At 67.5% G+C, this 21,807-nt stretch carries 19 protein-coding genes; 12 read left to right on the top strand and 7 right to left on the bottom strand.

Features of this window, described 5'->3' with window-relative positions; all coding sequences use genetic code 11:
* Positions 1–14: 14 nt before the first annotated feature.
* From phnE to CAG41_RS19855, 5 genes are all read right to left on the bottom strand, one after another.
* Positions 15–782 (bottom strand): phosphonate ABC transporter, permease protein PhnE, encoded by a 768-nt coding sequence (gene phnE / locus CAG41_RS19875; RefSeq protein WP_085632974.1) that lies wholly within the window; start codon positions 780–782, stop codon positions 15–17.
* Complete coding sequence (locus CAG41_RS19870) at positions 779–1,606, bottom strand: ABC transporter permease (RefSeq protein ID WP_085632976.1); 828 nt, start codon at positions 1,604–1,606, stop codon at positions 779–781. The genes phnE and CAG41_RS19870 overlap by 4 nt, the downstream gene beginning before the upstream one ends.
* Entirely contained in the window at positions 1,600–2,397 is a 798-nt protein-coding gene (locus tag CAG41_RS19865; protein ID WP_085585714.1) for a phosphonate ABC transporter ATP-binding protein, read from the bottom strand. The genes CAG41_RS19870 and CAG41_RS19865 overlap by 7 nt, the downstream gene beginning before the upstream one ends.
* Entirely contained in the window at positions 2,394–3,254 is an 861-nt protein-coding gene (locus CAG41_RS19860; RefSeq protein ID WP_085695117.1) for a putative selenate ABC transporter substrate-binding protein, read from the bottom strand. The genes CAG41_RS19865 and CAG41_RS19860 overlap by 4 nt, the downstream gene beginning before the upstream one ends.
* A 198-nt stretch (positions 3,255–3,452) precedes the next feature.
* Positions 3,453–4,400: a transporter gene (locus CAG41_RS19855; protein ID WP_085585718.1), complete on the bottom strand. Its 948-nt coding sequence runs from the start codon at positions 4,398–4,400 to the stop codon at positions 3,453–3,455.
* Between the two features lie 210 nt (positions 4,401–4,610).
* Here CAG41_RS19855 and CAG41_RS19850 point away from each other — a divergent pair, with 210 nt between their 5' ends.
* From CAG41_RS19850 to CAG41_RS19815, 8 genes are all read left to right on the top strand, one after another.
* Entirely contained in the window at positions 4,611–5,651 is a 1,041-nt protein-coding gene (locus CAG41_RS19850; RefSeq protein ID WP_085585720.1) for an AraC family transcriptional regulator, read from the top strand.
* Positions 5,652–5,720: 69 nt separating this feature from the next.
* Positions 5,721–6,608 carry a Dyp-type peroxidase gene (locus CAG41_RS19845; RefSeq protein WP_085585722.1) on the top strand — a complete coding sequence of 296 codons (888 nt, stop codon included), beginning with the start codon at positions 5,721–5,723 and terminating at the stop codon, positions 6,606–6,608.
* Positions 6,609–6,617: 9 nt separating this feature from the next.
* On the top strand, positions 6,618–7,586 hold the full coding sequence (locus tag CAG41_RS19840) for a Gfo/Idh/MocA family protein (RefSeq protein WP_085707370.1): 969 nt from the start codon (positions 6,618–6,620) through the stop codon (positions 7,584–7,586).
* 257 nt (positions 7,587–7,843) lie between these two features.
* A complete protein-coding gene (locus CAG41_RS19835) occupies positions 7,844–8,596 on the top strand; it encodes a GntR family transcriptional regulator (protein ID WP_085707369.1) in 753 nt (250 codons plus the stop codon).
* Positions 8,593–10,332, top strand: coding sequence for a fumarate reductase/succinate dehydrogenase flavoprotein subunit (locus CAG41_RS19830; RefSeq protein WP_085585728.1), 1,740 nt, complete (start codon positions 8,593–8,595; stop codon positions 10,330–10,332). Before CAG41_RS19835 ends, CAG41_RS19830 begins: the two co-directional genes overlap by 4 nt.
* Before the next feature lie 25 nt (positions 10,333–10,357).
* Positions 10,358–10,603, top strand: coding sequence for a ferredoxin family protein (locus CAG41_RS19825; RefSeq protein WP_085585730.1), 246 nt, complete (start codon positions 10,358–10,360; stop codon positions 10,601–10,603).
* 228 nt (positions 10,604–10,831) lie between these two features.
* Positions 10,832–11,794, top strand: coding sequence for a HEAT repeat domain-containing protein (locus CAG41_RS19820; RefSeq protein WP_085632987.1), 963 nt, complete (start codon positions 10,832–10,834; stop codon positions 11,792–11,794).
* Positions 11,791–12,069, top strand: a complete 279-nt coding sequence (locus CAG41_RS19815) for a DUF971 domain-containing protein (RefSeq protein WP_085632989.1) — start codon at positions 11,791–11,793, stop codon at positions 12,067–12,069. The genes CAG41_RS19820 and CAG41_RS19815 overlap by 4 nt, the downstream gene beginning before the upstream one ends.
* A 154-nt stretch (positions 12,070–12,223) precedes the next feature.
* Here the strand turns inward: CAG41_RS19815 and CAG41_RS19810 are convergent, their stop codons facing one another.
* The gene (locus tag CAG41_RS19810) at positions 12,224–13,882 is read right to left on the bottom strand and encodes a phosphoethanolamine transferase (RefSeq protein WP_085707368.1); all 1,659 of its coding nucleotides are present in this window, start codon (positions 13,880–13,882) and stop codon (positions 12,224–12,226) included.
* Between the two features lie 769 nt (positions 13,883–14,651).
* On the opposite strand from CAG41_RS19810, the gene lexA reads away from it, so the two are divergent.
* From lexA to CAG41_RS19790, 4 genes are read left to right on the top strand one after another with little or no spacing between them, the layout of a single operon-like run.
* Entirely contained in the window at positions 14,652–15,269 is a 618-nt protein-coding gene (gene lexA, locus CAG41_RS19805) for a transcriptional repressor LexA (protein ID WP_085632993.1), read from the top strand.
* The gene (gene imuA / locus CAG41_RS19800; protein WP_085585740.1) at positions 15,269–15,886 is read left to right on the top strand and encodes a translesion DNA synthesis-associated protein ImuA; all 618 of its coding nucleotides are present in this window, start codon (positions 15,269–15,271) and stop codon (positions 15,884–15,886) included. Before lexA ends, imuA begins: the two co-directional genes overlap by 1 nt.
* 7 nt (positions 15,887–15,893) lie before the next feature.
* Entirely contained in the window at positions 15,894–17,309 is a 1,416-nt protein-coding gene (locus CAG41_RS19795) for a DNA polymerase Y family protein (RefSeq protein ID WP_085632995.1), read from the top strand.
* Entirely contained in the window at positions 17,306–20,383 is a 3,078-nt protein-coding gene (locus tag CAG41_RS19790; RefSeq protein WP_085707367.1) for an error-prone DNA polymerase, read from the top strand. The genes CAG41_RS19795 and CAG41_RS19790 overlap by 4 nt, the downstream gene beginning before the upstream one ends.
* 752 nt (positions 20,384–21,135) lie before the next feature.
* Here the strand turns inward: CAG41_RS19790 and CAG41_RS19785 are convergent.
* On the bottom strand, positions 21,136–21,798 hold the full coding sequence (locus tag CAG41_RS19785) for a flavin reductase family protein (RefSeq protein WP_085632997.1): 663 nt from the start codon (positions 21,796–21,798) through the stop codon (positions 21,136–21,138).
* Positions 21,799–21,807: the final 9 nt, after the last annotated feature.

Genomic DNA, 21,807 nt, shown 5'->3' with positions numbered 1-21,807 from the left:
GCGCGGCCCGGGCGCTACGCCTTGACCCAGCGCTGGCGGCTCCAGGCGCTCAGCGAGTCCACGGCGAACACCAGCGCCAGCATCGCCAGGATCACCGTGCTGGCCTGGGCTTCCTGGAACAGGCTGAGGCTCACGTACAGCATCTGCCCCAGGCCGCCGGCGCCGACGAAGCCCAGCACGCTGGCCATGCGGATGTTGTTTTCCCAGCGGTACAGGCAGTAGGCGATCAGCTGCGGCGCCAGGTTCGGCAAGGTGCCGTAGCAGAAGGCGAGCACCGGGTTGGCGCCTTGCCGGCGCAGGGCTTCGGCCGGTTCCGGCGGGGTGTTCTCCAGCGCTTCGGCGAACAGCCGGCCGAGCACGCCGGTGGTGTGCAGGGCGAGGGCGAGGGTGCCGGCGTTGGGGCCGAGGCCGGCGGCCAGCACCATCAGCGCCGCCCAGACCAGCTCGGGAATCGCCCGCAGGGCATTGAGCAGCAGGCGCGCGGCGCTTTGCCCCGGCCAGCCGAAACGTCCGGCGGCGGGCAGCGCCAGCACCAGCCCCAGGCCGGTGGCGAGCAGGGTGCCCAGGGCCGACATGGCCAGGGTCTCCAGCGCGCCGTGGAGGATCGCGGACAGGTAACCGGCGCTCAGGTCGGGGCTGAGGAAACGCTGCACATAGGCGCCCATCTGCTTCAGGCTGGCGGCGCTGCCCAGTTCCGCCAGGTCCAGTTCCAGATAGGCGAACGAGGCGACCACCGCCCAGCCGATGGCAAGGATCAGCAATGCGTTGACCAGGCGCCTCATGCCAGCCTCCCGCGCAGCAGGCGGCTCAGATGGTCGGCGCCCAGCACCAGCAGCAGGAAGGTCAGCAGCATGCTGGCGACTTCGCCGCCGGCGAACATGCGGATCGACAGGTCGATCTGCTGGCCGAGCCCGCCGGCGCCGACGAAGCCCATCACCACCGAGGCGCGGATCGCGCATTCCCAGCGGTAGACCGTGTACGACAGCAGCTCCGACGCCACGTTGGGCAGGATGCCGTAGGCGAACGCGCCCAGGCGACCGCTGCCGGCCTGCATGAGGGCGTGGGCCGGGCGCTGGTCGGTGGACTCGAAGATTTCCGCGTAGACCTTGCCGAGCATCCCGGCGTAGGTGATCGCGATGGCCAGTACGCCCGCCGCCGGCCCGAGCCCGACGGCCCGCACGAACAGCAAGGCCCAGACGATCTCCGGCACGCTGCGCAGGAAGATCAGCAGGCCGCGCACCGGCCAGCGCAACAGGCGCCCGCAACGCCCGGGACGCCCGCCGCGCGAAGCGGCGGACAGCGACAGGGCACGGCTGGCCAGCAGGCTGGCGGGCGCCGCCAACAGCAGCGCGAGCGTCATGCCGGCGGTGGCGATGGCCAGGGTCTGCAGGGTGGCCTTGAGCAGCAGTTGCATGAACGCGTCGTCGTGGGCCGGCGGCCAGAAGCCGGCCACGAAACGGCCCATCTCGCTTTGGCTGTCGGCGCGCAGCAGCACACCGGGATCCAGTTCGCTGAGCTGCACGCCCGGCCACAGCAGGGCGACGGCCAGCAGCGTCAGCAGCAGGCGCGGCCAGGCGGCGGGGTCGCGGGAATCGGCGCTCAGCATCGGGGGATCTGCACGGTCAGGGGCGGCACGACCGTCGGCGGGGATTGCAGCTGTTCATTGGCGTAGAGCGCGTCGAGCCGCTCGCGGTCCACCTCGGCGGCGGGGCAGTCGAACAGGATCCGGCCTTCGCGCAGGCCAATGATCCGCGGGAAGTGCGCCAGCGCCAGCTCCACCGCGTGCAGGCTCGCCACCAGCGTGACCCGGTGCTCGCGGGCATGGCGCGAGAGCACCGACAGGGTATGCCCGGCCAGCACCGGATCCATCGCCGACACCGGCTCGTCGGCCAGCAGCACTTCCGGCGCCTGGTACAGCACCCGGGCGATGCCGACCCGTTGCAGTTGGCCGCCGGACAGTTGCTGGCACTGGCTGAACAGTTTGTCGCTCAGATCCAGTTTCGCCAGCGCCGCCCGGGCGCCGGCCACGTCCAGCGGATGCAGCAGGCTGACCAGGCTGCGTAACAGGCTCCACTGGCCGAGCTTGCCGGCCAGCACCGCCGTCACCACCCGTTGCCGGGGCGGCAGGGGCGGCGCCTGGTGCACCAGGCCGATGCGGGCGCGCAGGCGCTGGCGCTGACCGGCGGACAGCTGCCAGGCGCGCTGGCCGAGCACGTCGAGTTCGCCGCCGCTGGGCTGCACGGCGGTGGCCAGCACGTTGAGCAGGCTCGACTTGCCGGCCCCGGACGGGCCGATGATCGCCACCTGCTCGCCGGCGCCGATGTGCAGGTCCACGCCTTGCAGGGCGTGGACGCCGTTGTCGTGGTGCAGGCGTCCCTGGGTCAGGCGCAGGGTCATTTCAGCAGTTCGGCGGCGCGGGCGGCTTCTTCGATGCCTTTGTAGTTGTCCGGGCTGGTCTCGATGAAACGGCTGGCGGCCTGCAGGTCGAGGATCTTCTTCTGCTCGGGGTTGGCCGGGTCGAGGGCGAGGAAGGCCTTCTTGATCTTCGCCGCCAGGGCCGGGTCGAGGGTGCCGCGCACGGTCCAGTTGTAGTCGTAGTAGGCCGGGGTGGTGGCGAAGACCTTCACCTTGGCGGTGTCGACCTTGCCGGCGTCCACCAGCTTCTGCCAGACGCTGGCGTTCAGCACGCCGGCATCGACCTTGCCGGCCTGCACCCAGGCGACGGTGGCGTCATGGGCGCCGGAGTAGCCGACGCGGCTGAAGTAGGTTTCAGGCTTGATGCCGTCCTTGAGCATGAAATAGCGCGGCATCAGGCTGCCGGAGGTGGACGACACCGAACCGAAGGCGAAAGTCTTGCCCTTGAGGTCAGTCAGGCTCTTGACGTTGGGGTCGGCGGTGATGAACTTGCTGGTGAACTGCGCATCCTGCTCGCGCTGCACCAGCGGGATCACCGGGGTGGTGGCGTCGGTCTTCAGGCGGGCCTGGACGAAGGTGAAACCGCCGAGCCAGGCCATGTCGAGGCGGTCGGTGGCCAGCGCTTCGACCACCGCCGGGTAGTCCGCCACGGGGACGAATTTCACTTCCATGCCCAGTTGCTGTTCCAGGTACTTGCCCAGCGGCTCGAACTTGCGCAGCAGTTCGGTGGGGGCTTCATCGGGGATCGCGCTGACCCGCAGCACCTCGGCGGCGTTCGCCAGCAGCGAGGAAAAGGTCAGGGCCAGGCCAGCGGTCAGTGCCAGGGTACGTTTGAGCATGGAATTCTCCGTTTCATGAGCGTCGCAATCGAAGCGCCCGCGAAGAAGCCAGGCGCAACGTCAGGTTAGACGAAACGGGCGGTGTTATACGCACTCATGCCGGCGTTGGCGAGTCTGCCGAAGGTGTCGGTGGCCGGCATGTGTGGCGATTTGTTGCGCCTGCTGCCGACACCTTGTCCGCAAGCCGGGCCGCGTGCCTCAGAACGCGTAGGGAATGCTGATCTTGGCCCAGAGCATTTCGCCCTCGGGGCGGTTTTCCACGTCGAACTCCTTGGCCCATCGGATCTCCGCGCTGGCGTACTTGAGAAAGGTGAAATACAGGGCAGGACCTATGGCGAACACCTTGCCGCGCACGCCGTCGTTCACGTCTTCGCCGGCGAACTGCACGGTGTGGCCGAACTGCTTGTCGTCGGTGGTCTGCTTGAGGAAGTAGCCGTTGACGCCCAGGCGCAGGTTGTCGGTGACGCGGTAGCTGGCCGAATAATCGAAATGGAAGATCTGCCCGGACTTGTAGTCGGTGTCCTTGTTCTTTTCGTTGAAGCTGTAGGTGGTCTTCATCGACAGCTCGGTGCGCTCGGTCGGCAGCCAGGTGAACGAGAACAGTGGCTTGTACGTCCAGAAGTTGTTGCTGGTGTTGGCCAGGCGTTCGGCGTCGTACTCGCCGGTGGGCGCGGTGATCTCCACGGCGGCGCCGAGGGTGAGGTTCTTGCCCATGTCCCACAGGATGATCGGGGCGAACGTGGTGTCGCCCATGCTCTCGCGGGTGTCGCTGAGGCCGAACGCCGCCACTTCCTGCTTCATCCACGGCTGGGCGACGTAACCGGCGAGCCGCCCGCCGAGCACCCGCACCGGGCTCAGGTAATCGAGGCGCGGCACCACGGCGGTGGACTCGATCTCGACGTTCGGCACCTTGCCGCCCAGGGAACTGATGTTGAGCTTGGTCGCCTTGTAGTGGTTGTAGTAGAGGTTGAACGCGACCATGTTTTCCGGAAGGTTGTCGACGTCCAGCGGCAGGACGAAGAAACCGTCGGTGCCGGGGCCGATGTTGTCGACGCCGGATTCGGTGGCCAAGGCGGGCAAGGGGAGTGCGCCGACCGTCAGCATCAGGGCCAACGGGAAGGGACGTGTCGCGCGGTTCGGGCTCATGGTTGTCCTCGTTATTATTGTGATGGGGACGCGGCGCGGCCGCACGGGGCGCCGGCAGCCTAGGATCAAGCCTTTGGCGCACGCCGGGGCAGGGTATTGGCGGACACGCAGGGGGGCATCTGCGGACAGGCCGCCGGCCCTGTGCTAACTTCTTGTGACATAACCGGTTACAAAAATAACAACTCAGCACGATCCGGAATGTCCAGCCCCATGAACGTCAAAGTCCAAGACCCCACCTACGAACTGGCGCTGGTGTCGCCGTTCCTGCTGCAGACCCTGGCCGAAGTCGCGCAACTCAAGGGCATCCAGCCGCAAACCCTGTGCCGTGGCCTGGGTTTCACCCTCGACGACCTGCAGGACCCGGCGCAGCGCATCTCCTACCGCCAGGCCGTGGCCATGATCCAGCGCGCGCTCAAGGCCTTGCCCAACCAGGGGCTGGGCCTGTGGGTCGGGGCGCAGAACGTGCTGGGCACGCTGGGCCTGCTGGGCCACGTGCTGTCGCTGTGCAAGACCCTGCGCGACGCCTTCGCCCTGGGCATCCGCCATCAGCACACCTCCGGCGGGATCGTGGTGTCCAGCGTGGACGTGGTGGGGGAGCAGGTGTTCGTCAACGCCGAATGCCGCCTACCGTTCGCCGAAGTGCAGATGTTCGCGGTGGAGGAGTTCTTCGCCAGCCTGCTGGTCTACGGGCGGGCTTTGGTGGGGGAGGACTTCAAGGCCATCGCGGTGGAGTTCGTCCACGCCGCGCCGGACTACCTCGACGAATACCGGCGCCTGCTGGGGCCGGACGTGCGCTTCGGCTGCCTGCACAACCGCATGCTGCTCGACGTGCGCTGGCTGGACGTGAACCTGCCCAACCACCATTCGCTGGCCTTGCGTCAGGCGGTCAAGCTGCTGGAACTGGAGGCGGCGCAGGTGCACCAGAAACTGGACCTGATCCAGGCCGTGGAGCGGGCGATCGCGCGGGACCTGAGCCGGGGCAGCCACATCGAGAAGATCGCCGGCGACCTGAACATGAGCAGCCGCACCCTGCGCCGACGCCTGACCGAGCACGCGCTGACCTTCGAAGCATTGCTGGAGCAAGTGCGCCAGGCCCGCACCATGAGCCTGTTGGCCAACCCGCAGATGCCCATCGAACGCATCACCGAGGAAGTCGGCTACAGCGACGTGCGCAGCTTCCGCCGGGCGTTCAAGCGCTGGACGGGGATGAGCCCCAGCGCGTGGCGCCATGACGGCGGCGCTCACGAATAACCTCTGTTCTGAACCCACACAAACCCTCCGGCTACAGTTAAACTCCGCGCTCTTTCCCAAGGAGTTCACATGAGTCACTACCAGCCGGGCATCCTCGCCACCCCCGTTCCGCCGCAGGCACGTCACCTGTTTTTCGCCCTTGAATCGCTTGAGGCGCTGCCGCAGGCGATCGACAACCTGCTGAACCTGGTGGACGGCAAATCGGCGGTGGTCGGTTTCGGCGAGTCCCTGGCCAAGGCGCTCAAGGTGGACATCGACGGCCTGCGCAGCTTCCCGGCGCTGACCGGCGTGGGCGTGGAGAACCCGTCGACCCAGCATGCGCTGTGGGTCTGGCTGCACGGCACCGACCGTGGCGAACTGCTCAACCGCAGCCACGCGTTCGAGGCGGCGCTGGCCCCGGCCCTGCGCCTGGTGCAGAAGCAGGAAGCCTTCCGCCACATGGGCGGCCACGACCTCACCGGTTACGAGGACGGCACCGAAAACCCCCACGACGAAGCCGCCGTGGCCGCCGCGCTGGTGAGCGAGGGCGCGCAGGGCCTGGTCGGCGGCAGCTTCGCCGCGATCCAGCAATGGCAGCATGACCTCAAGGGGTTCCACGCGCTGTCCGCCGAAGACAAGGACAACATCATGGGCCGTCGCCTGAGCGACAACGAAGAGATCGACGACGCGCCGGTCTCCGCCCACGTCAAACGCACCGCCCAGGAAAGCTTCGCGCCCGAAGCGTTCGTGGTGCGCCGTTCGATGCCGTGGATCGAAGGCGACCGCGCCGGCCTGATGTTCCTCGCGTTCGGCTTCTCCCTCGACGCCTTCGAAGCGCAGCTGCGGCGCATGAGCGGCCTGGAGGACGGCATCACCGACGGCCTGTACCGCATCAGCCGGCCGATCACCGGCGGCTATTACTGGTGCCCGCCGCTCCAGGACGGTCGCCTCGACCTGCGCGCCTTGCGCATCGGCTGAGGGCTCGGCATGGACGTGGTGCGGTGGGGCATGATCGGCTGCGGCAGCGTCACTGAACGCAAGAGCGGCCCGGCGCTGCGCAAGGCGCCAGGTTCGGCGTTGGTGGCGGTGATGGGGCGACGGCTCGACGCCGTCAGCGACTACGCCGCCCGCCACGGCGTCGGGCGGTTCTACACCGACGCCGACGCCCTGATCAACGACCCCGACGTGGACGCGGTGTACATCGCCACGCCTCCCGACAGCCATCACGCCTACAGCCTCAAGGTCGCCGCCGCCGGCAAGCATTGCTGCGTGGAAAAGCCCATGGCGCTCAACGCCGGGCAAAGCCGCGAGATGCACCAGGCGTTCGCCGATGCCGGCCTGCACCTGTTCGTGTCCTATTACCGCCGTTCCCTGCCGCGCTTCCGGCAGGTGCGGCAATGGCTGGACGAAGGGCGGATCGGCGAGGTCCGGCTGCTGAGCTGGACGCTGACCAAGGCGCCGTCGACGACCGACCTTGAGGGCGGCGACAACTGGCGCACCGACCCGGCGGTGGCCGGCGGCGGCTATTTCGCCGACCTGGCCAGCCATGGCCTGGACCTGTTCCAGTACCTGCTCGGCGATATCGTCGACGTGGCCGGCTTCACCGCACGCCAGGCCGGGCTGTACGCGGCCGAAGATGCCGTCGGCGCCAGTTGGCGGTTCGCCGGCGGCGCCCTGGGCATGGGTTGCTGGAGTTTTGCCGCGGATCGGCGCGAGGACCGGGTCGAGATCGTCGGCAGCCGCGGGCGGATCGGTTTTTCCGTGTTCGACGAACAACCCGTCGAACTGCACGCCGATGAACACGTCAGCCTGCACATCCCCCATCACGAACACATCCAGTGGCATCACGTCCTGGGCATGAACGCCCACATCCGCGGCCAGGCGCAGCACCCGGCGGTGGCCGCCGAGGCCCTGAAGACCGATTGGGTGATGGACCGGATCCTCAAGCGCGGGTGACGCCCTGCGGCTTCCGGACTGACGCCATCGCCAGCAGGCTGGCTCCCACAAGGGATCTCGGTCGGCTGCAAGGTTGGCGATCACTGCAGAACAATGTGGGAGCCAGCCTGCTGGCGATGACGCCAGTGAGCGCACCGCAGGGCAAGACAGCCGCTCCCGCAGCCACCGCATCTAAGGTTATGCCCAAACAATATTTCTCAAGCCTGACACCGCTTCCCTAAGATCACGTCATAACTCGTTATGACAAGTGATCGCCGATGACCGACAACCTCCTTTCCCTGGGCAGCGTCCCGTTGCACACCCAACTGCGCGATGTGCTGCGCACGCGCATCCTCGACGGCCAATACCCGCAAGACAGCCAGATGCCCTCCGAAAGCGAGTTGGGCGCGATGTTCAAGGTCAGCCGCATCACCGTGCGCCAGGCGCTGGGCGATCTGCAGAAGGAAGGGCTGATCTTCAAGATCCACGGCAAGGGCACGTTCGTCGCCAAGCCCAAGACTTTCCAGAACGTCAGCACCCTGCAAGGCCTGGCCGAATCCCTGGCCGGCCGCGGCTACGAGGTGATCAACCGCCTGCGCAGCTTCAGGTTCATCGCCGCCGACGCGCGCATCGCCGAACGCCTGCAAGTGGCCGAAGGCGACACCGTGGCGCAGATCAAACGCGTGCGGCTGATCAACCGCGAGCCGGTCTCGCTGGAGATCACCTACCTGCCCAAGCACCTGGGCGAGCGCCTGGAGAAGGCCGACCTGGTGACCCGCGACATCTTCCTGATCCTGGAGAACGACTGCGGCCTGGCGCTGGGGCATGCGGACTTGGCCATCGACGCGGTGCTGGCCGACGACGACCTGACCCAGGCGCTGGGCGTCGAGGCCGGTTCGCCGATCATGCACATCGAGCGCCTGACCCACGATGCCGACGGCCAGCCCCTGGATTTCGAACACCTTTACTACCGCGGCGATGCGTTCCAGTACCGCCTGCGGATCGACCGGCAAAAAGGGGAGCGCACATGACGCAGGATTCGACGGCAGGCACCACCATCGAACAGGAATACGACATCGTCGTGATCGGCGGCGGCACCGCCGGCCCCATGGCGGCGATCAAGGCCAAGGAGCACAACCGCGACCTGCGCGTGCTGCTGGTGGACAAGGCCAACGTCAAGCGCAGCGGCGCGATCAGCATGGGCATGGACGGCCTGAACAACGCGGTCATTCCCGGCCATTCGACGCCTGAGCAGTACACCAAGGAAATCACCGTCGCCAACGACGGCATCGTCAACCAGGCGGCGGTGTACGCCTACGCCACCCACAGCTTCCAGACCATCGAGCAACTCGACCGCTGGGGCGTGAAGTTCGAGAAGGACGAAACCGGCGACTACGCCGTGAAGAAAGTCCACCACATGGGCGCCTACGTGCTGCCGATGCCGGAAGGGCACGACATCAAGAAAGTCCTCTACCGCCAATTGAAGCGGGCGCGGGTGAGCATCACCAACCGTCTGGTCTGCACCCGCCTGCTGACGGACGAAGAGGGCACGGTCAACGGCGTCATGGGTTTCGACTGCCGCACCGCCGACTTCCATGTGATCAAGGCCAAGGCGGTGATCCTGGCCTGCGGCGCCGCCGGGCGCCTGGGCCTGCCGTCCTCCGGCTACCTGATGGGCACCTACGAGAACCCGACCAACGCCGGCGACGGCTATGCCATGGCCTACCACGCCGGGGCCGAACTGGCGAACCTGGAATGCTTCCAGATCAACCCGCTGATCAAGGACTACAACGGCCCGGCCTGCGCCTACGTCACCGGCCCCCTGGGCGGCTACACCGCCAACAACAAGGGCGAGCGCTTCATCGAATGCGACTACTGGAGCGGGCAGATGATGCGCGAGTTCCACCAGGAACTGGAAAGCGGCAACGGGCCGGTGTTCCTCAAGCTCGATCACCTGGCCGAAGAAACCATCCAGGACATCGAACAGATCCTGCACAGCAACGAACGCCCGAGCCGCGGCCAGTTCCACGCCAACCGCGGCACCGACTACCGCACGCAGATGGTCGAGATGCACATCTCGGAGATCGGCTTCTGCAGCGGCCATTCGGCGTCCGGGGTGTGGGTCAACGAGCGGGCCGAGACCTCGGTCAAGGGCCTGTATTCGGCCGGTGACATGGCGGCGGTGCCGCACAACTACATGCTCGGCGCGTTCACCTATGGCGGGTTCGCCGGGCAGAACGCGGCGCAGTTCGTGGAAGGGCGCGGGTTCACCGCACTGGATGCCGAACAGATCGAGCGGGAGCGGGCGCGGGTGTTCGCGCCGCTTGCGCGCGAGCACGGCCTGCCGCCGGCCCAGGTCGAGTACAAGCTGCGGCGCTTCGTCAACGACTACCTGCAACCGCCGAAGGTGACCAAGAAGATGGAGATCGGCCTGCAACGCTTCAGCGACATCGAACGCGACCTCGAACAGCTCAAGGCCCACAACGCCCATGAACTGATGCGCGCCATGGAAGTCAGCGTGATCCGCGACTGCGCCGAAATGGCCGCCCGCGCCTCGCTGTTCCGCACCGAAAGCCGCTGGGGCCTGTACCACTACCGGGTCGACCACCCCGAGCGCAACGACCGCGAATGGTTCTGCCATTGCCACCTGAAGAAAGGCGAGGACGGGCGCATGACCAGCTTCAAGAAGCCCGTCGAGCCTTACATCATTCCCCTGGACGCCGTTGAAATGCAGGCCTACGACCGCCTGCGGGTCGGCGCCGCCTGAACCGCACCCAGAGAGAGCCCCGACCATGGCCCATCAAGCCCAGGATATCTTTTTCCGCTCCAACGCCCCCGTCACCGTGGACGAGGACAAATGCATCGCCGACAAGGGCTGCACCGTATGCGTCGACGTCTGCCCGATGGATCTGCTGGCGATCAACCCGGCCACGCAGAAGGCCTACATGGCCTTCGACGAGTGCTGGTACTGCATGCCCTGCGAAAAGGACTGCCCGACCGGGGCGGTGAAAGTGGAGATCCCGTACCTGCTGCGCTGATCCGTGGCGCGCTCACTGACGCCATCGCCAGCAGGGCTGGCTCCCACCGTTTTCTATCTGCCCCACAAGCCAACGTGCGGGAGCCAGCCTGCTGGCGATGAGGCCGCCACCGACAACGCAAGACGCCATCCGGCCACCCCGGACGCCAAGACAAGAACATCCCGCGTTTCCCACCGCCCACCGACAGCGGCGCAAACGCACCGTCCGAACCTAAGCCGTGGTGAGCCCATGACCTCTTTTTTTGCTGTGACCGACAACGCCGACATCCTCGCCCTGCAACCGCGCCTGACCGCCGAGGATCCGGGCGTGCGCCGCATCGCCCTGATCGACCTGGCCGACCTCGAAGAGCCCGACGGCCTGCTGTGGCTGGTGGACCGGCTGACGGACGATCCCGCCGAAGACGTGCGCGCCGAAGCGGCGCGCCTGCTGGAGGCCTGGGAAGACGCGCCGGTGGTCGAGGCCTTGTGCCGGGCCCTGATCGATCCGTCGCCGGCGGTGCAGGTCGCTGCGGCGCAAAGCCTGAGCCTGCTCAAGAGCGAAGCCGCAGGCCGGGTGATCCTGCCGTGGACGGCGCACGCCGCAACCTGTGTGCGCACGGCGGCCTGGCGGGCCCTGCGAGAACTGCGCCTGGCCGAAGCGGCACCGGCAGCGGTGGCGGCGCTCGACGACGCCGAGGCGGGCGTGCGCCGCGAAGCGGTGGGGGTGCTCGGCTGGCTCAAACGGCTCGATGCGCTACCGGCGCTGGCACGGCTGGCCAGCACCGACCCGGACAGCGAAGTGCGCCGCGCCGCCACCGGCGCCCTTGGGCTGGCGTCCGGCGCCGATGTGCTGCCCGCCCTGCAACGGGCGTTGCAGGACGCGGCCTGGCCCGTGCGCGAAGAAGCCGCCACGACCCTGGGCAAGGTCGGCCACCCCGACGCCGGCCCGGCCCTGATCCAGGCCCTGAGCGACGACTACTGGCAAGTGCGCCTGCGCGCCGCCCGCAGCCTCGGTCGCCTGCGCCATGTCGCCGCGTTGGATGCGTTGATCGAGACCCTGGGCCACCGCATCAGCAACCTGCGCAAGGAGGCGGCGTTGGCCCTGGGCGAACTCAACGACCGCGGCGCGGTGGCCGCGTTGCAGGCCGCCCAGGACGACGGCGACCCGGAAGTGCGCAAGGCCGTGCGCATTGCTTTGAGTCAGTTGCAATGAGCCCGTTGGCCATCGGCAATGCCTCGGCCGGGCAGACATTGCGCTTGAACTGGCCGGACGGGCGCGAACAGCGCCTGGGGTACGCGGAGTTGCGCCGCCGCTGCCCGTGCTCGCAGTGCCGGGCCTTGCGCCTGCGAGGCATGACACCGCAGGTCGATGAGCGAGTCCGGATCATCGAACTCAACCCCCAGGGCTATGGCCTGCAACTGGTGTTCAGCGACGGCCATCAGCGCGGGATCTACCCGTGGCAGTACCTGGCGCAACTCACCTGCTGACCTGCCGCAATTCCAACTGTGGGAGCCAGCCTGCTGGCGATGGCGGTGGATCAGCCTCGACAGGTGCAGGATGTGCCGGCGTCATCGCTTGCAGGCAAGCGCCTACAGGTTTTGCGGGGGCAGCAAATCCTGCATTCATCCGCCCCCGCATGGCTCACTGCGCAGCCGTCATCGCCGGCCGGCAGCCCCGGAAGATGTCCAGCCCCGGCTGGTACAGCGAGGTCTTGACTTCGAACAGCCCCAGCACCGAGTGGAACAGGTTGTCGTGGCTCAGGTCCGGCTGGCCGCTTTTGCCTTGCAGGCAGCCACGGTCGATGCCCATTTGCGCCAAGGTATTGTTGCCGAACCACATCACCATCGGCACATGGGTCTGCGCCTCGGGAGCCAAGGCGTAAGGCGCGGCGTGCAGGTACAGGCCGTTCTCGCCCAGGGATTCGCCGTGGTCGGAAACGTACAGCATCGACGTGTCGAGGGTGTCCTGGTTGCGCTTGAGCAGCTCGATCACCTTGGCCAGGAAGTGGTCGGTGTACAGGATCGTGTTGTCGTACACGTTCACCAGTTCCTCGCGGCTGCAACTGCCCAACTGGTTGGTGTGGCAGATCGGCTTGAAGCGTTCCTGCTCCTTCGGGTAGCGCTCGTAGTATTCCGGGCCGTGGCTGCCGTCGGCGTGCAGGACGATGATCGCGTGGCCCTTGAGGCTGTCGATGTAGCCCTGCAGGTCCGCCAGCAGCGCCTCGTCCAGGCAGTTGTTGCCGTCGCAGAACGGCCCCGGCTGGTTCTTGGCGATATCGCGGTGCGGCACCCGCAGGCAGGTGCCCTTGCAGTCGCTGTTGTTGTCCAGCCACAGCACCTGCACGCCGGCGCGCTGGAGGATGTCGAGCAGGCCTTCGTAGGTCTTGCCTTTCTTGTCGCTGTAGTCCTCGCGGGGGAACATCGAGAACATGCACGGCACCGACACCGCCGTGGACGTGCCGCAGGAGTGCACCTGGGTGAAGTTGAGGATGTCCAGCTTGCTCAGCTCGGGGTTGGTCTCGCGCTCATAGCCGTTGAGCGAGAAGTGGTCGGCCCGGGCGGTTTCGCCGACCACGAACACCATCAGCGACTTCTTCCCGCGGGCGGCGGCCTTGGCGCTCATCACCGCGTCTTCGCCGACGGCCTGCACCACGAAGTGCTTTTTGATCCCCAGCCGCTGCTTGGCGTACTTGCTGATCGCGTAGATGTAGTTGGTCGGGTTGATGAAGTGGGTGAGCTTGTCTTCCTCGCGGAAGATCGGCGCGTAGGTCGAGTAGAACGCACCCACCGACGCGCCGATCACCAGCACGCAGGCCACCATCACCAGCACCTTGTTCAGCAGCCCGCGAAAGAACGGCCGGTACGCCACCGGCCAGCGCCAGATCAGCGCCGCCGGCACCACGCCGAGCACCAGCACATAGGCCAGCAGCTTGCCGCTGAACAGCGCGGAGGCTTCTTCCGGGTTGGTTTCGAACACGTTCTGGATCATCACCGTGTCGATGGTGATGCCGTACTCGTTCATGAAATAGGCGGCGCAGGCCGAGAGCAGGGCGACCAGGGTCAGCGCCGGCTTCAGCGTCCAGCGGAACGACACCAGGGTCAGCAGCAGGGTGATGGCGGCCCACAGGAACAGGCCGAATGAGGCGAAGAACGCCAGCTTGTGTGCGCCCTGCAAGGTGATCAGCGTGCCCAGCGCCTTCCATGTCGCCAGGTTGTACAGCGCCACCAGCGCCAGGGAAAACAGCAGTACCAGACGGGTGGGGGTGATGGACGGTAAACGCAGTCCTTTGCCTGCAGCCATTGGGTTTTTTCCTCTACTCGAATAGAAAACACACGCGGTTCGCGTGCAACTGTAGAAGATCGTTGGTCAAAATTTCGTAAACATCCTGTAACAAACCTTCGGTGATGGTCAGGGTTCATGCGCCAGGACGATGGGTGACCAAGTTCCCTGCGGGCACAGAACTGCGGCCGCTGCTGAATTCTGTGGGAGCCAGCCTGCTGGCGATGGCGGTGTGCATGGATCCTGCGGACACCGGTGATACCTGTGGGAGCCGGCTTGCCGGCGATGGCGGGGGGCCAGTCACCGCAGATGTCGGCAGTGCCGGCCTCATCGCTGGCAAGCCAGCTCCCACAGGTTTTTGCGGTGGGCACAGAACTGCGGCCGCTGCTGAATTCTGTGGGAGCCAGCCTGCTGGCGATGGCGGTGTGCATGGATCCTGCGGACACCGGTGATACCTGTGGGAGCCGGCTTGCCGGCGATGGCGGGGGGCCAGTCACCGCAGATGTCGGCAGTGCCGGCCTCATCGCTGGCAAGCCAGCTCCCACAGGTTTTTGCGGTGGGCACAGAACTGCGGCCGCTGCTGAATTCTGTGGGAGCCAGCCTGCTGGCGATGGCGGTGTGCATGGATCCTGCGGACACCGGTGATACCTGTGGGAGCCGGCTTGCCGGCGATGGCGGTGGGCCAGGCAACAGAGATGTCGGCTGTGCCGGCCTCATCGCTTGCAGGCAAGCTCCTACAGGTTTTGGCCTGACTGACGGTCGTTGCCAGAAAAACCCCGGTGGAGTACAAATGTACTCCATGACGACCCTGACTCCCCGCCGTACCGCCATCCTGACCTTCATCCGCGAACGCATCGCCGAACACGGTCAGCCCCCGAGCCTCGCTGAAATCAGCGAGGCTTTTGGTTTCGCCTCCCGCAGCGTGGCGCGCAAGCATGTGCTGGCGCTCACCGAAGCCGGGTTCATCGAGGTCAATCCGCATCAGGCCCGGGGCATCCGCCTGCTCAACCAGCCGCCGCGTCCGGAGCTGCTGGACGTGCCGGTGCTGGGCCGGGTGGCGGCGGGTGCGCCTATCGGCGCCGACGCCGAGGTCCACAACCGCCTGATGCTCGACCCGGCGCTGTTCGCCCGCGCACCGGACTACCTGCTGCGGGTGCAGGGCGACTCGATGATCGAGGACGGCATCCTCGACGGCGACCTGGTGGGCGTGCGGCGCAACCCCGAGGCGCTCAACGGCCAGATCGTGGTGGCGCGCCTCGACGGCGAGGTCACCATCAAGCGTTTCGAGCGGGTCGGCGATGAGATCCGCCTGCTGCCGCGCAACCCCGCGTACCGGCCCATCGTGGTGCGGGCCGACCAGGACCTGGCCATCGAAGGGGTGTTCTGCGGCCTGGTGAGGCAAGGCTGATGGGCGCCGTCGTTGCGTTGGACACGCTGTTCAATGGCGGCCAGGTCTGGAAGGGCCGGCCTGCAGTCCCGGCCGCCAGCCCGCAGCCCACCGGCCACCCTGCGCTGGACGCGGCGTTGCCCGGCGGCGGCTGGCCGGAGTCGGCGTTGAGCGAAATCCTGTTCGCAGGCCCCGGCGTCGGCGAGCTGCACCTGGTGTGGCCGACCCTGGCGCGGCTGTCGACGGCGGGCGAGCGCATCGTGCTGGTGGCGCCGCCGTTCGTGCCGTACCCCCAGGCCTGGGCCAATGCCGGCGTCGATCTGCGCCAGTTGTCGGTGATCCGGGCCGGCGAGCGCGAGGCCCTGTGGGCGGCGGAGCAATGCCTGCGCTCGGGCAGTTGCGGCGCGGTGCTGTGCTGGCCGCACAAGGCCGATGACCGGGCGCTGCGGCGCTTGCAGGTGGCGGCGGAAACCGGCCAGACCCTGGCGTTCGCCTGGCGCCCGTTGAGCGAAGCGGCCAACCCGTCGCCGGCGGCGCTGCGGATCGCCGTCGACGCCCGGCCGGCGCAGCTGCGGGTGCTCAAGTGCCGTGGCGGGCTGGCCCGCACGGCGCCGATCGCCTTTGCCGTGGGGCATTGAGGCCGCCATGCGCTGGGTCTGCATCCTGTTTCCGCAATTGGCGCTCGATGCGGTGCTGCGTCAACGCCCCGATCCCGACCAACCGTTGGCGCTGCTCAGCGGCCCGGCCCAGCGCCGGGTGCTGCAGGCCGTGAACGACGCGGCCAGGGCCCAGGGCCTGCGCCCCGGCCAGTCGATGACCGCCGCCCAGGCCCTGACCCGGGATTTCGCCAGCGCCGAGTACGACATGGCCGAGGTCGAACACTGGCAATGCTTTCTCGCCGCCTGGGCCTACCGCTTCAGCGCGCAGGTCAGCGTGCATTACCCGCGCACCGTGGTGTTCGAGATCGAGTCCAGCCTCGGCCTGTTCGGTTCCTGGGCACAGTTCGAGGCGCTGCTGCGCTCGGAGCTGACGGCGCTGGGCTTTCGCCACCGCATCGTCGCCGCGCCCAACCCGGCGGCGGCGCGGGTGCTGGCCAACGTCGGCGACGGTCTGGTGGTGCCCGACGGCGAAGCCTTGCGCCATCATCTGGGACGGCTGCCCGTCGACCGGGTCGGGCTGGCGCCGAACGTGGCCACGGCGCTGGAGCGCATGGGCCTGCGCCACCTCGGCCAGGTGCAGGCCTTGCCGCGTCAGGCCCTGGCAAGGCGTTTCGAGGCGCAGATGCTCAAGCACCTGGACACCCTGTTCGGCGCACGGCCGCTGGCGCTGGCGTTCTACCAGCCGCCGGACCGCTTCGACGTGCGCATCGAGCTCAATTTCGACGTGCAGTCCCATCAGGCGCTGCTGTTCCCGTTGCGCCGCCTGACCGCCGACCTGGCGGCGTTCCTCTGCGGCCGCGACAGCGGTGTGCAGCGGTTCGACCTGCACCTTGAGCATGCCGGCCTGCCGGACACGTTGATCAAGGTCGGCCTGCTCAGCGCCGAGCGCGATCCGGCGATGCTGTTCGAACTGGCCCGCGGGCGCCTGGAACAGGTGCAGGTCGAGGCGCCGGTTCGCGGGTTTCGCCTGTGCGCCGAGGACCTGCCCGACTTCGTGCCCCAGCATCAGGAGCTGTTCGACGAGCGTCCCCAGCAGACCTTGCCCTGGGAACAGCTGCGCGAACGCCTGCGCGCCCGGCTGGGGGACGACGCGGTGCAGGGCCTGCGTTTCCAGGCCGATCACCGCCCCGAATGCGCATGGCAAACCGGTGTCGACAAACTGCCTTGCGCGCCGCTGCCGGGCGTGCACCGTCCGGGCTGGTTGCTGGACGAGCCGCAGGCGGTGCCCGAGGGGGCGGCGCGGATCCTCATGGGCCCGGAGCGCATCGAATCCGGCTGGTGGGACGGTGACGACGTGCGCCGCGACTACTACCTGATCCAGAACCGCGCCGGGCAGCAGGGCTGGGCCTACCGGACGGTGGGCGAGGGCGGTCCGCTGTGGCTGCAGGGCTGGTTCGCATGAGCGACGGCTACGCCGAACTGCACTGCCTGTCGAACTTCAGTTTCCAGCGCGGTGCCTCCAGTGCGCTGGAGCTGTTCCAGCGGGCGAAGCAGCAGGGCTACCAGGCCCTGGCGATCACTGACGAATGCACCTTGGCCGGGATCGTCCGGGCTTGGCAGGCGGCGAAATCCGTTGAACTGCCGCTGGTCATCGGCAGCGAGGTGCGCATCGACCAGGGCCCGAAACTGGTGCTGCTGGTGGAGACCCTCGAAGGCTATCAGGCCCTGTGCGGCCTGATCACCCGTGCCCGGCGGCGCACGCAGAAAGGCTGCTATCAGGTGCTGCGCGAGGACTTCAGCGAGCCGCTGCCGGGGTTGCAGGCGCTGTGGGTACCGGACGCCACCGATGACATCGAAGAAGGCCGCTGGCTGCGGCAGGCCTTCGGCGAGCGCCTGTGGCTGGCGGTGCAGCTGCATTGCGGGCAGGACGACCGCCAACGGCTGGCGGCGTTGCTGGAACTGGCCGACGGGCTGGGCATCCCGGCGCTGGCCAGCGGCGACGTGCACATGCACGCCCGTGGCCGCCGGGCGTTGCAGGACACCATGACCGCGATCCGCCACCACGTCCCGGTGGCCGAGGCCGGGCTGCGCTTGCACCCCAACGGCGAGCGGCACCTGCGCAGCCTCGACGCGCTGCGCGGGCTCTATCCGCCGGCCCTGCTGCAAGCCTCGGTGGATCTGGCTCGGCGCTGCACCTTCGACCTGGGGCAGTTGCAGTACCGATACCCGCAAGAGCTGGTGCCCGACGGGCACACCGGCCGTTCCTGGCTGCGGCGACTGACCAAGGACGGCATCGCCTGGCGCTGGCAAAAAGGGGCGCCCTACAAGGTGCTGAGGCAGATCAACAAGGAACTGAAACTGATCGCCGAGCTGGGTTACGAAAGCTACTTCCTCACCGTCCACGACGTCGTGAGGTTCGCCCGTGATCAGCGCATCCTCTGCCAGGGACGCGGCTCGGCGGCCAACTCGGCGGTGTGCTTTGCCCTGGGCATCACCGAGATCGACCCGAACCGCACCACGCTGCTGTTCGAGCGTTTCATGTCCAAGGAGCGCAACGAGCCGCCGGACATCGACGTGGATTTCGAACACGAACGCCGCGAAGAGGTCCTGCAGTATGTGTTCCGCCGTTACGGCCGCAGCCGTGCCGCGTTGACGGCGGTGGTCAGCACCTACCACGCCGCCGGCGCCGTACGCGACGTGGCCAAGGCCCTGGGCCTGCCGCCGGATCAGGTCAACGCGCTGGCCGACTGCTGCGGCCACTGGAGCGACGACGTGCCGCCGCTCGAGCGTTTGCGCGAAGGCGGATTCGACCCGGACAGCCCGATCCTGCGCCGGGTGCTGAGCCTGACCGGGCAACTGATCGGCTTCCCCCGGCACTTGTCGCAGCACCCCGGCGGGTTCGTGATTTCCCAAGAGCCGCTGGACACCCTGGTGCCGGTGGAGAACGCCGCCATGGCCGACCGCACGGTCATCCAGTGGGACAAGGACGACCTCGACGCGGTCGGGCTGCTCAAGGTCGACATCCTCGCCCTCGGCATGCTCAGCGCGATCCGCCGTTGCTTCGACCTGCTGCGCCGCCACCGCAACAGGGACCTGAGCCTGGCGACGATTCCGGCCGATGACCGGCCGACCTACGACATGATCAGCCGCGCCGACACCATCGGCGTGTTCCAGATCGAGTCGCGGGCGCAGATGTCGATGCTGCCCCGGTTGCGGCCGCAGAACTTCTACGACCTGGTGATCGAGGTGGCCATCGTCCGCCCGGGGCCGATCCAGGGCGGGATGGTGCATCCGTACCTGCGCCGCCGGAACAAGGAGGAAAAGGAAACCTATCCGTCACCGGAACTGGAGACGGTGCTCAAGCGCACCCTCGGCGTGCCGCTGTTCCAGGAGCAGGTGATGCAGATCGCCATCGTCGCGGCCGACTACAGCCCCGGCGAGGCCGACCAGCTGCGCCGCTCCATGGCCGCGTGGAAGCGTCATGGCGGGCTGGAGCCGCACAAGGAACGGCTGGCCGCCGGCATGAAGAAGAACGGCTACTCGCCGGAGTTCGCCGCGCAGATCTTCGAACAGATCAAGGGTTTCGGCAGCTACGGGTTTCCCGAGTCCCATGCCGCCAGCTTCGCCTTGCTCACCTATGCCAGTTGCTGGCTCAAGTGCCACGAGCCGGCGGCGTTCGCCTGTGCGCTGATCAACAGTTGGCCGATGGGGTTCTACAGCCCGGACCAGATCCTCCAGGACGCCCGACGGCATCATTTGCAGATCCGCCCGGTGGACGTGCGCGCCAGCGACTGGGATTGCGGCCTGGAACCCATGGCCGGCGGGCAGCCGGCGATCCGCATGGGGTTGCGCCTGGTCAAGGGCTTTCGCGAAGAGGACGCCCGGCGCATCGAGGCGGCGCGGGAGCGGGGCGCCTTCGCCGACCTCACCGACCTGGGCGGACGGGCAGGGCTCGACAGCCGGGCCCTGGCGTTGCTGGCGGACTGCGGGGCGTTGCGCGGGCTGGCGGGCCACCGCCACCGGGCGCGCTGGGAAGTGGCCGGGGTGCAGGCGCAGCTTGGGCTGTTCGCCGGGTTGCCGGGGCAGGATGAACCGGAAGTCGTGCTGCCCAAGCCCAGCGTCGGCGAAGACCTGCACGCCGATTACGCCACCCTCGGCACCACCTTGGGGCCGCATCCGCTGGCGTTGCTGCGCGATGAACTGAGGGCGCGGCGGTGCCGCAGTTCGCGGGAGTTGCAGGAGGTCGAGCACGGCCGGCCGGTCAGCATCGCCGGGCTGGTGACCGGACGCCAACGGCCGGGCACCGCCAGCGGCGTGACCTTCGTCACCCTCGAGGACGAGTTCGGCAACGTCAACGTGGTGGTCTGGCGCGACCTGGCCGACCGCCAGCGCCGGGTGCTGGTGGGCTCGCAACTGCTCAAGGTCGATGGCCGCTGGGAGCGCGAAGGTGAAGTGCGGCACCTGATCGCCGGACGGCTGAGCGACCTGAGCCCGCTGCTCAACGGTATCCGCGTGCAGAGCCGCGACTTCCACTGACCCCCACCCCAAAAACTGTGGGAGCTGCGGTGCCCGCAACATTCAGGTTCACCCCAAAACCTGTAGGAGCTTGCCTGCAAGCGATGGGGCCGGCCCTGCCGACATCTCTGTTGCCTGACCCACCGCCATCGCCGGCAAGCCGGCTCCCACAGGTATCACCGGTGTCCGCAGGATTCATGTTCACCCCAAAACCTGTAGGAGCTTGCCTGCAAGCGATGGGGCCGGCACTCCTAGCATCTCTGTTGCCTGACTCACCGCCATCGCCGGCAAGCCGGCTCCCACAGGTATCACCGGTGTCCGCAGGATTCATGTTCACCCCAAAACCTGTAGGAGCTTGCCTGCAAGCGATGAGGCCGGCACTGCCGACATCCCTGTTACCTGACCCACCGCCATCGCCAGCAGGCTGGCTCCCACAAGGGATCTCGGGTGTCCGCAGGATTCATGTTCACCCCAAAACCTGTAGGAGCTTGCCTGCAAGCGATGAGGCCGGCACTGCCGACATCCCTGTTGCCTGACCCACCGCCATCGCCAGCAGGCTGGCTCCCACAAGGGATCTCGGGTGTCTGCAAGATCCAGGCACACCACAAAACCTGTGGGAGCTGGCTTGCCAGCGATGAGGCCGGCACAGCCGACATCTCTGTTGCCTGACCCATCGCTATCGCCAGCAGGCTGGCTCCCACAAAGGATCAGTCCATGTACACCACCAACCTTGTGGGAGCTGACAAGCCCGTTCCCACAAGGCACGGCGGCGGTCATTCGGCCGAAGGCCAAAGCCTTTCGCCGCCGCCCGGCGCTTCGGTCCAGGCCTGCAGCGAGCGGGTCGGCAGGTCGAAGTAGTCGCGGGTGCGGGCGTAGCCATGGCCGCCCATGCGGCCGATGGCGTCCAGGCCCAGTTGGTCGATGTACAGGGTCTTGGGGTCGATCAGTTCGTCGCGCACGTGGGCCATCAACACTTCGCCCAGGATGATTTCCCGGGACTGGCCGATGGACAGCGCCATCATCCGTCGGCATTCCAGCGCCACCGGCGCCTCGCCGATGCGCGGGCATTTGACCGTGGTGCCGGCGATGGCGGTCAGGCCGGCGGCGGTCAGTTCGTCGAAGCCCGGCGCGAAGGGCACGGCGCAGACGTTCATGGCCTCCACCAGGGCATCGCTGACGATGTTCACGGTGAACTCCTGATTCAGCTGGATGTTGCGGGTGGTGTCCTTGGGGCTCTGATCCTGATAGTTCTCCACGCCCAGGGCCAGGATCGGCGGGTCCGCCGACAGCGCATTGAAGAAGCTGAACGGCGCGGCGTTGACCCGGCCTTCGCCGTCCACGGTGGTGACCAGCGCAATCGGCCGGGGCACCACGCTGCCGATGAGGATCTTGTACTTTTCCCGCGGGCTGAGTCGGCTGAAATCGAAGCTGTGCATGGCAGAAAT

The organism is Pseudomonas sp. B35(2017) (assembly GCF_002113645.1).
Classification (GTDB): domain Bacteria; phylum Pseudomonadota; class Gammaproteobacteria; order Pseudomonadales; family Pseudomonadaceae; genus Aquipseudomonas; species Aquipseudomonas ekonensis.
This window is presented reverse-complemented; position numbering and strand designations above follow the sequence as displayed.

Bases quoted from the DNA above. Each gene is read 5' to 3' on its own strand.
- CAG41_RS19850 (WP_085585720.1), top strand. From the start codon at position 4,611: ATGAACGTCAAAGTCCAAGACCCCACCTACGAACTGGCGCTGGTGTCG.
- CAG41_RS19790 (WP_085707367.1), top strand. From the start codon at position 17,306: ATGAGCGACGGCTACGCCGAACTGCACTGCCTGTCGAACTTCAGTTTC.
- CAG41_RS19815 (WP_085632989.1), top strand. From the start codon at position 11,791: ATGAGCCCGTTGGCCATCGGCAATGCCTCGGCCGGGCAGACATTGCGC.
- lexA (WP_085632993.1), top strand. From the start codon at position 14,652: ATGTACTCCATGACGACCCTGACTCCCCGCCGTACCGCCATCCTGACC.
- CAG41_RS19795 (WP_085632995.1), top strand. From the start codon at position 15,894: ATGCGCTGGGTCTGCATCCTGTTTCCGCAATTGGCGCTCGATGCGGTG.
- CAG41_RS19845 (WP_085585722.1), top strand. From the start codon at position 5,721: ATGAGTCACTACCAGCCGGGCATCCTCGCCACCCCCGTTCCGCCGCAG.
- CAG41_RS19785 (WP_085632997.1), bottom strand. From the start codon at position 21,798: ATGCACAGCTTCGATTTCAGCCGACTCAGCCCGCGGGAAAAGTACAAG.
- CAG41_RS19865 (WP_085585714.1), bottom strand. From the start codon at position 2,397: ATGACCCTGCGCCTGACCCAGGGACGCCTGCACCACGACAACGGCGTC.
- CAG41_RS19825 (WP_085585730.1), top strand. From the start codon at position 10,358: ATGGCCCATCAAGCCCAGGATATCTTTTTCCGCTCCAACGCCCCCGTC.
- CAG41_RS19855 (WP_085585718.1), bottom strand. From the start codon at position 4,400: ATGAGCCCGAACCGCGCGACACGTCCCTTCCCGTTGGCCCTGATGCTG.
- CAG41_RS19870 (WP_085632976.1), bottom strand. From the start codon at position 1,606: ATGCTGAGCGCCGATTCCCGCGACCCCGCCGCCTGGCCGCGCCTGCTG.
- phnE (WP_085632974.1), bottom strand. From the start codon at position 782: ATGAGGCGCCTGGTCAACGCATTGCTGATCCTTGCCATCGGCTGGGCG.
- imuA (WP_085585740.1), top strand. From the start codon at position 15,269: ATGGGCGCCGTCGTTGCGTTGGACACGCTGTTCAATGGCGGCCAGGTC.
- CAG41_RS19830 (WP_085585728.1), top strand. From the start codon at position 8,593: ATGACGCAGGATTCGACGGCAGGCACCACCATCGAACAGGAATACGAC.
- CAG41_RS19840 (WP_085707370.1), top strand. From the start codon at position 6,618: ATGGACGTGGTGCGGTGGGGCATGATCGGCTGCGGCAGCGTCACTGAA.
- CAG41_RS19835 (WP_085707369.1), top strand. From the start codon at position 7,844: ATGACCGACAACCTCCTTTCCCTGGGCAGCGTCCCGTTGCACACCCAA.
- CAG41_RS19810 (WP_085707368.1), bottom strand. From the start codon at position 13,882: ATGGCTGCAGGCAAAGGACTGCGTTTACCGTCCATCACCCCCACCCGT.
- CAG41_RS19820 (WP_085632987.1), top strand. From the start codon at position 10,832: ATGACCTCTTTTTTTGCTGTGACCGACAACGCCGACATCCTCGCCCTG.
- CAG41_RS19860 (WP_085695117.1), bottom strand. From the start codon at position 3,254: ATGCTCAAACGTACCCTGGCACTGACCGCTGGCCTGGCCCTGACCTTT.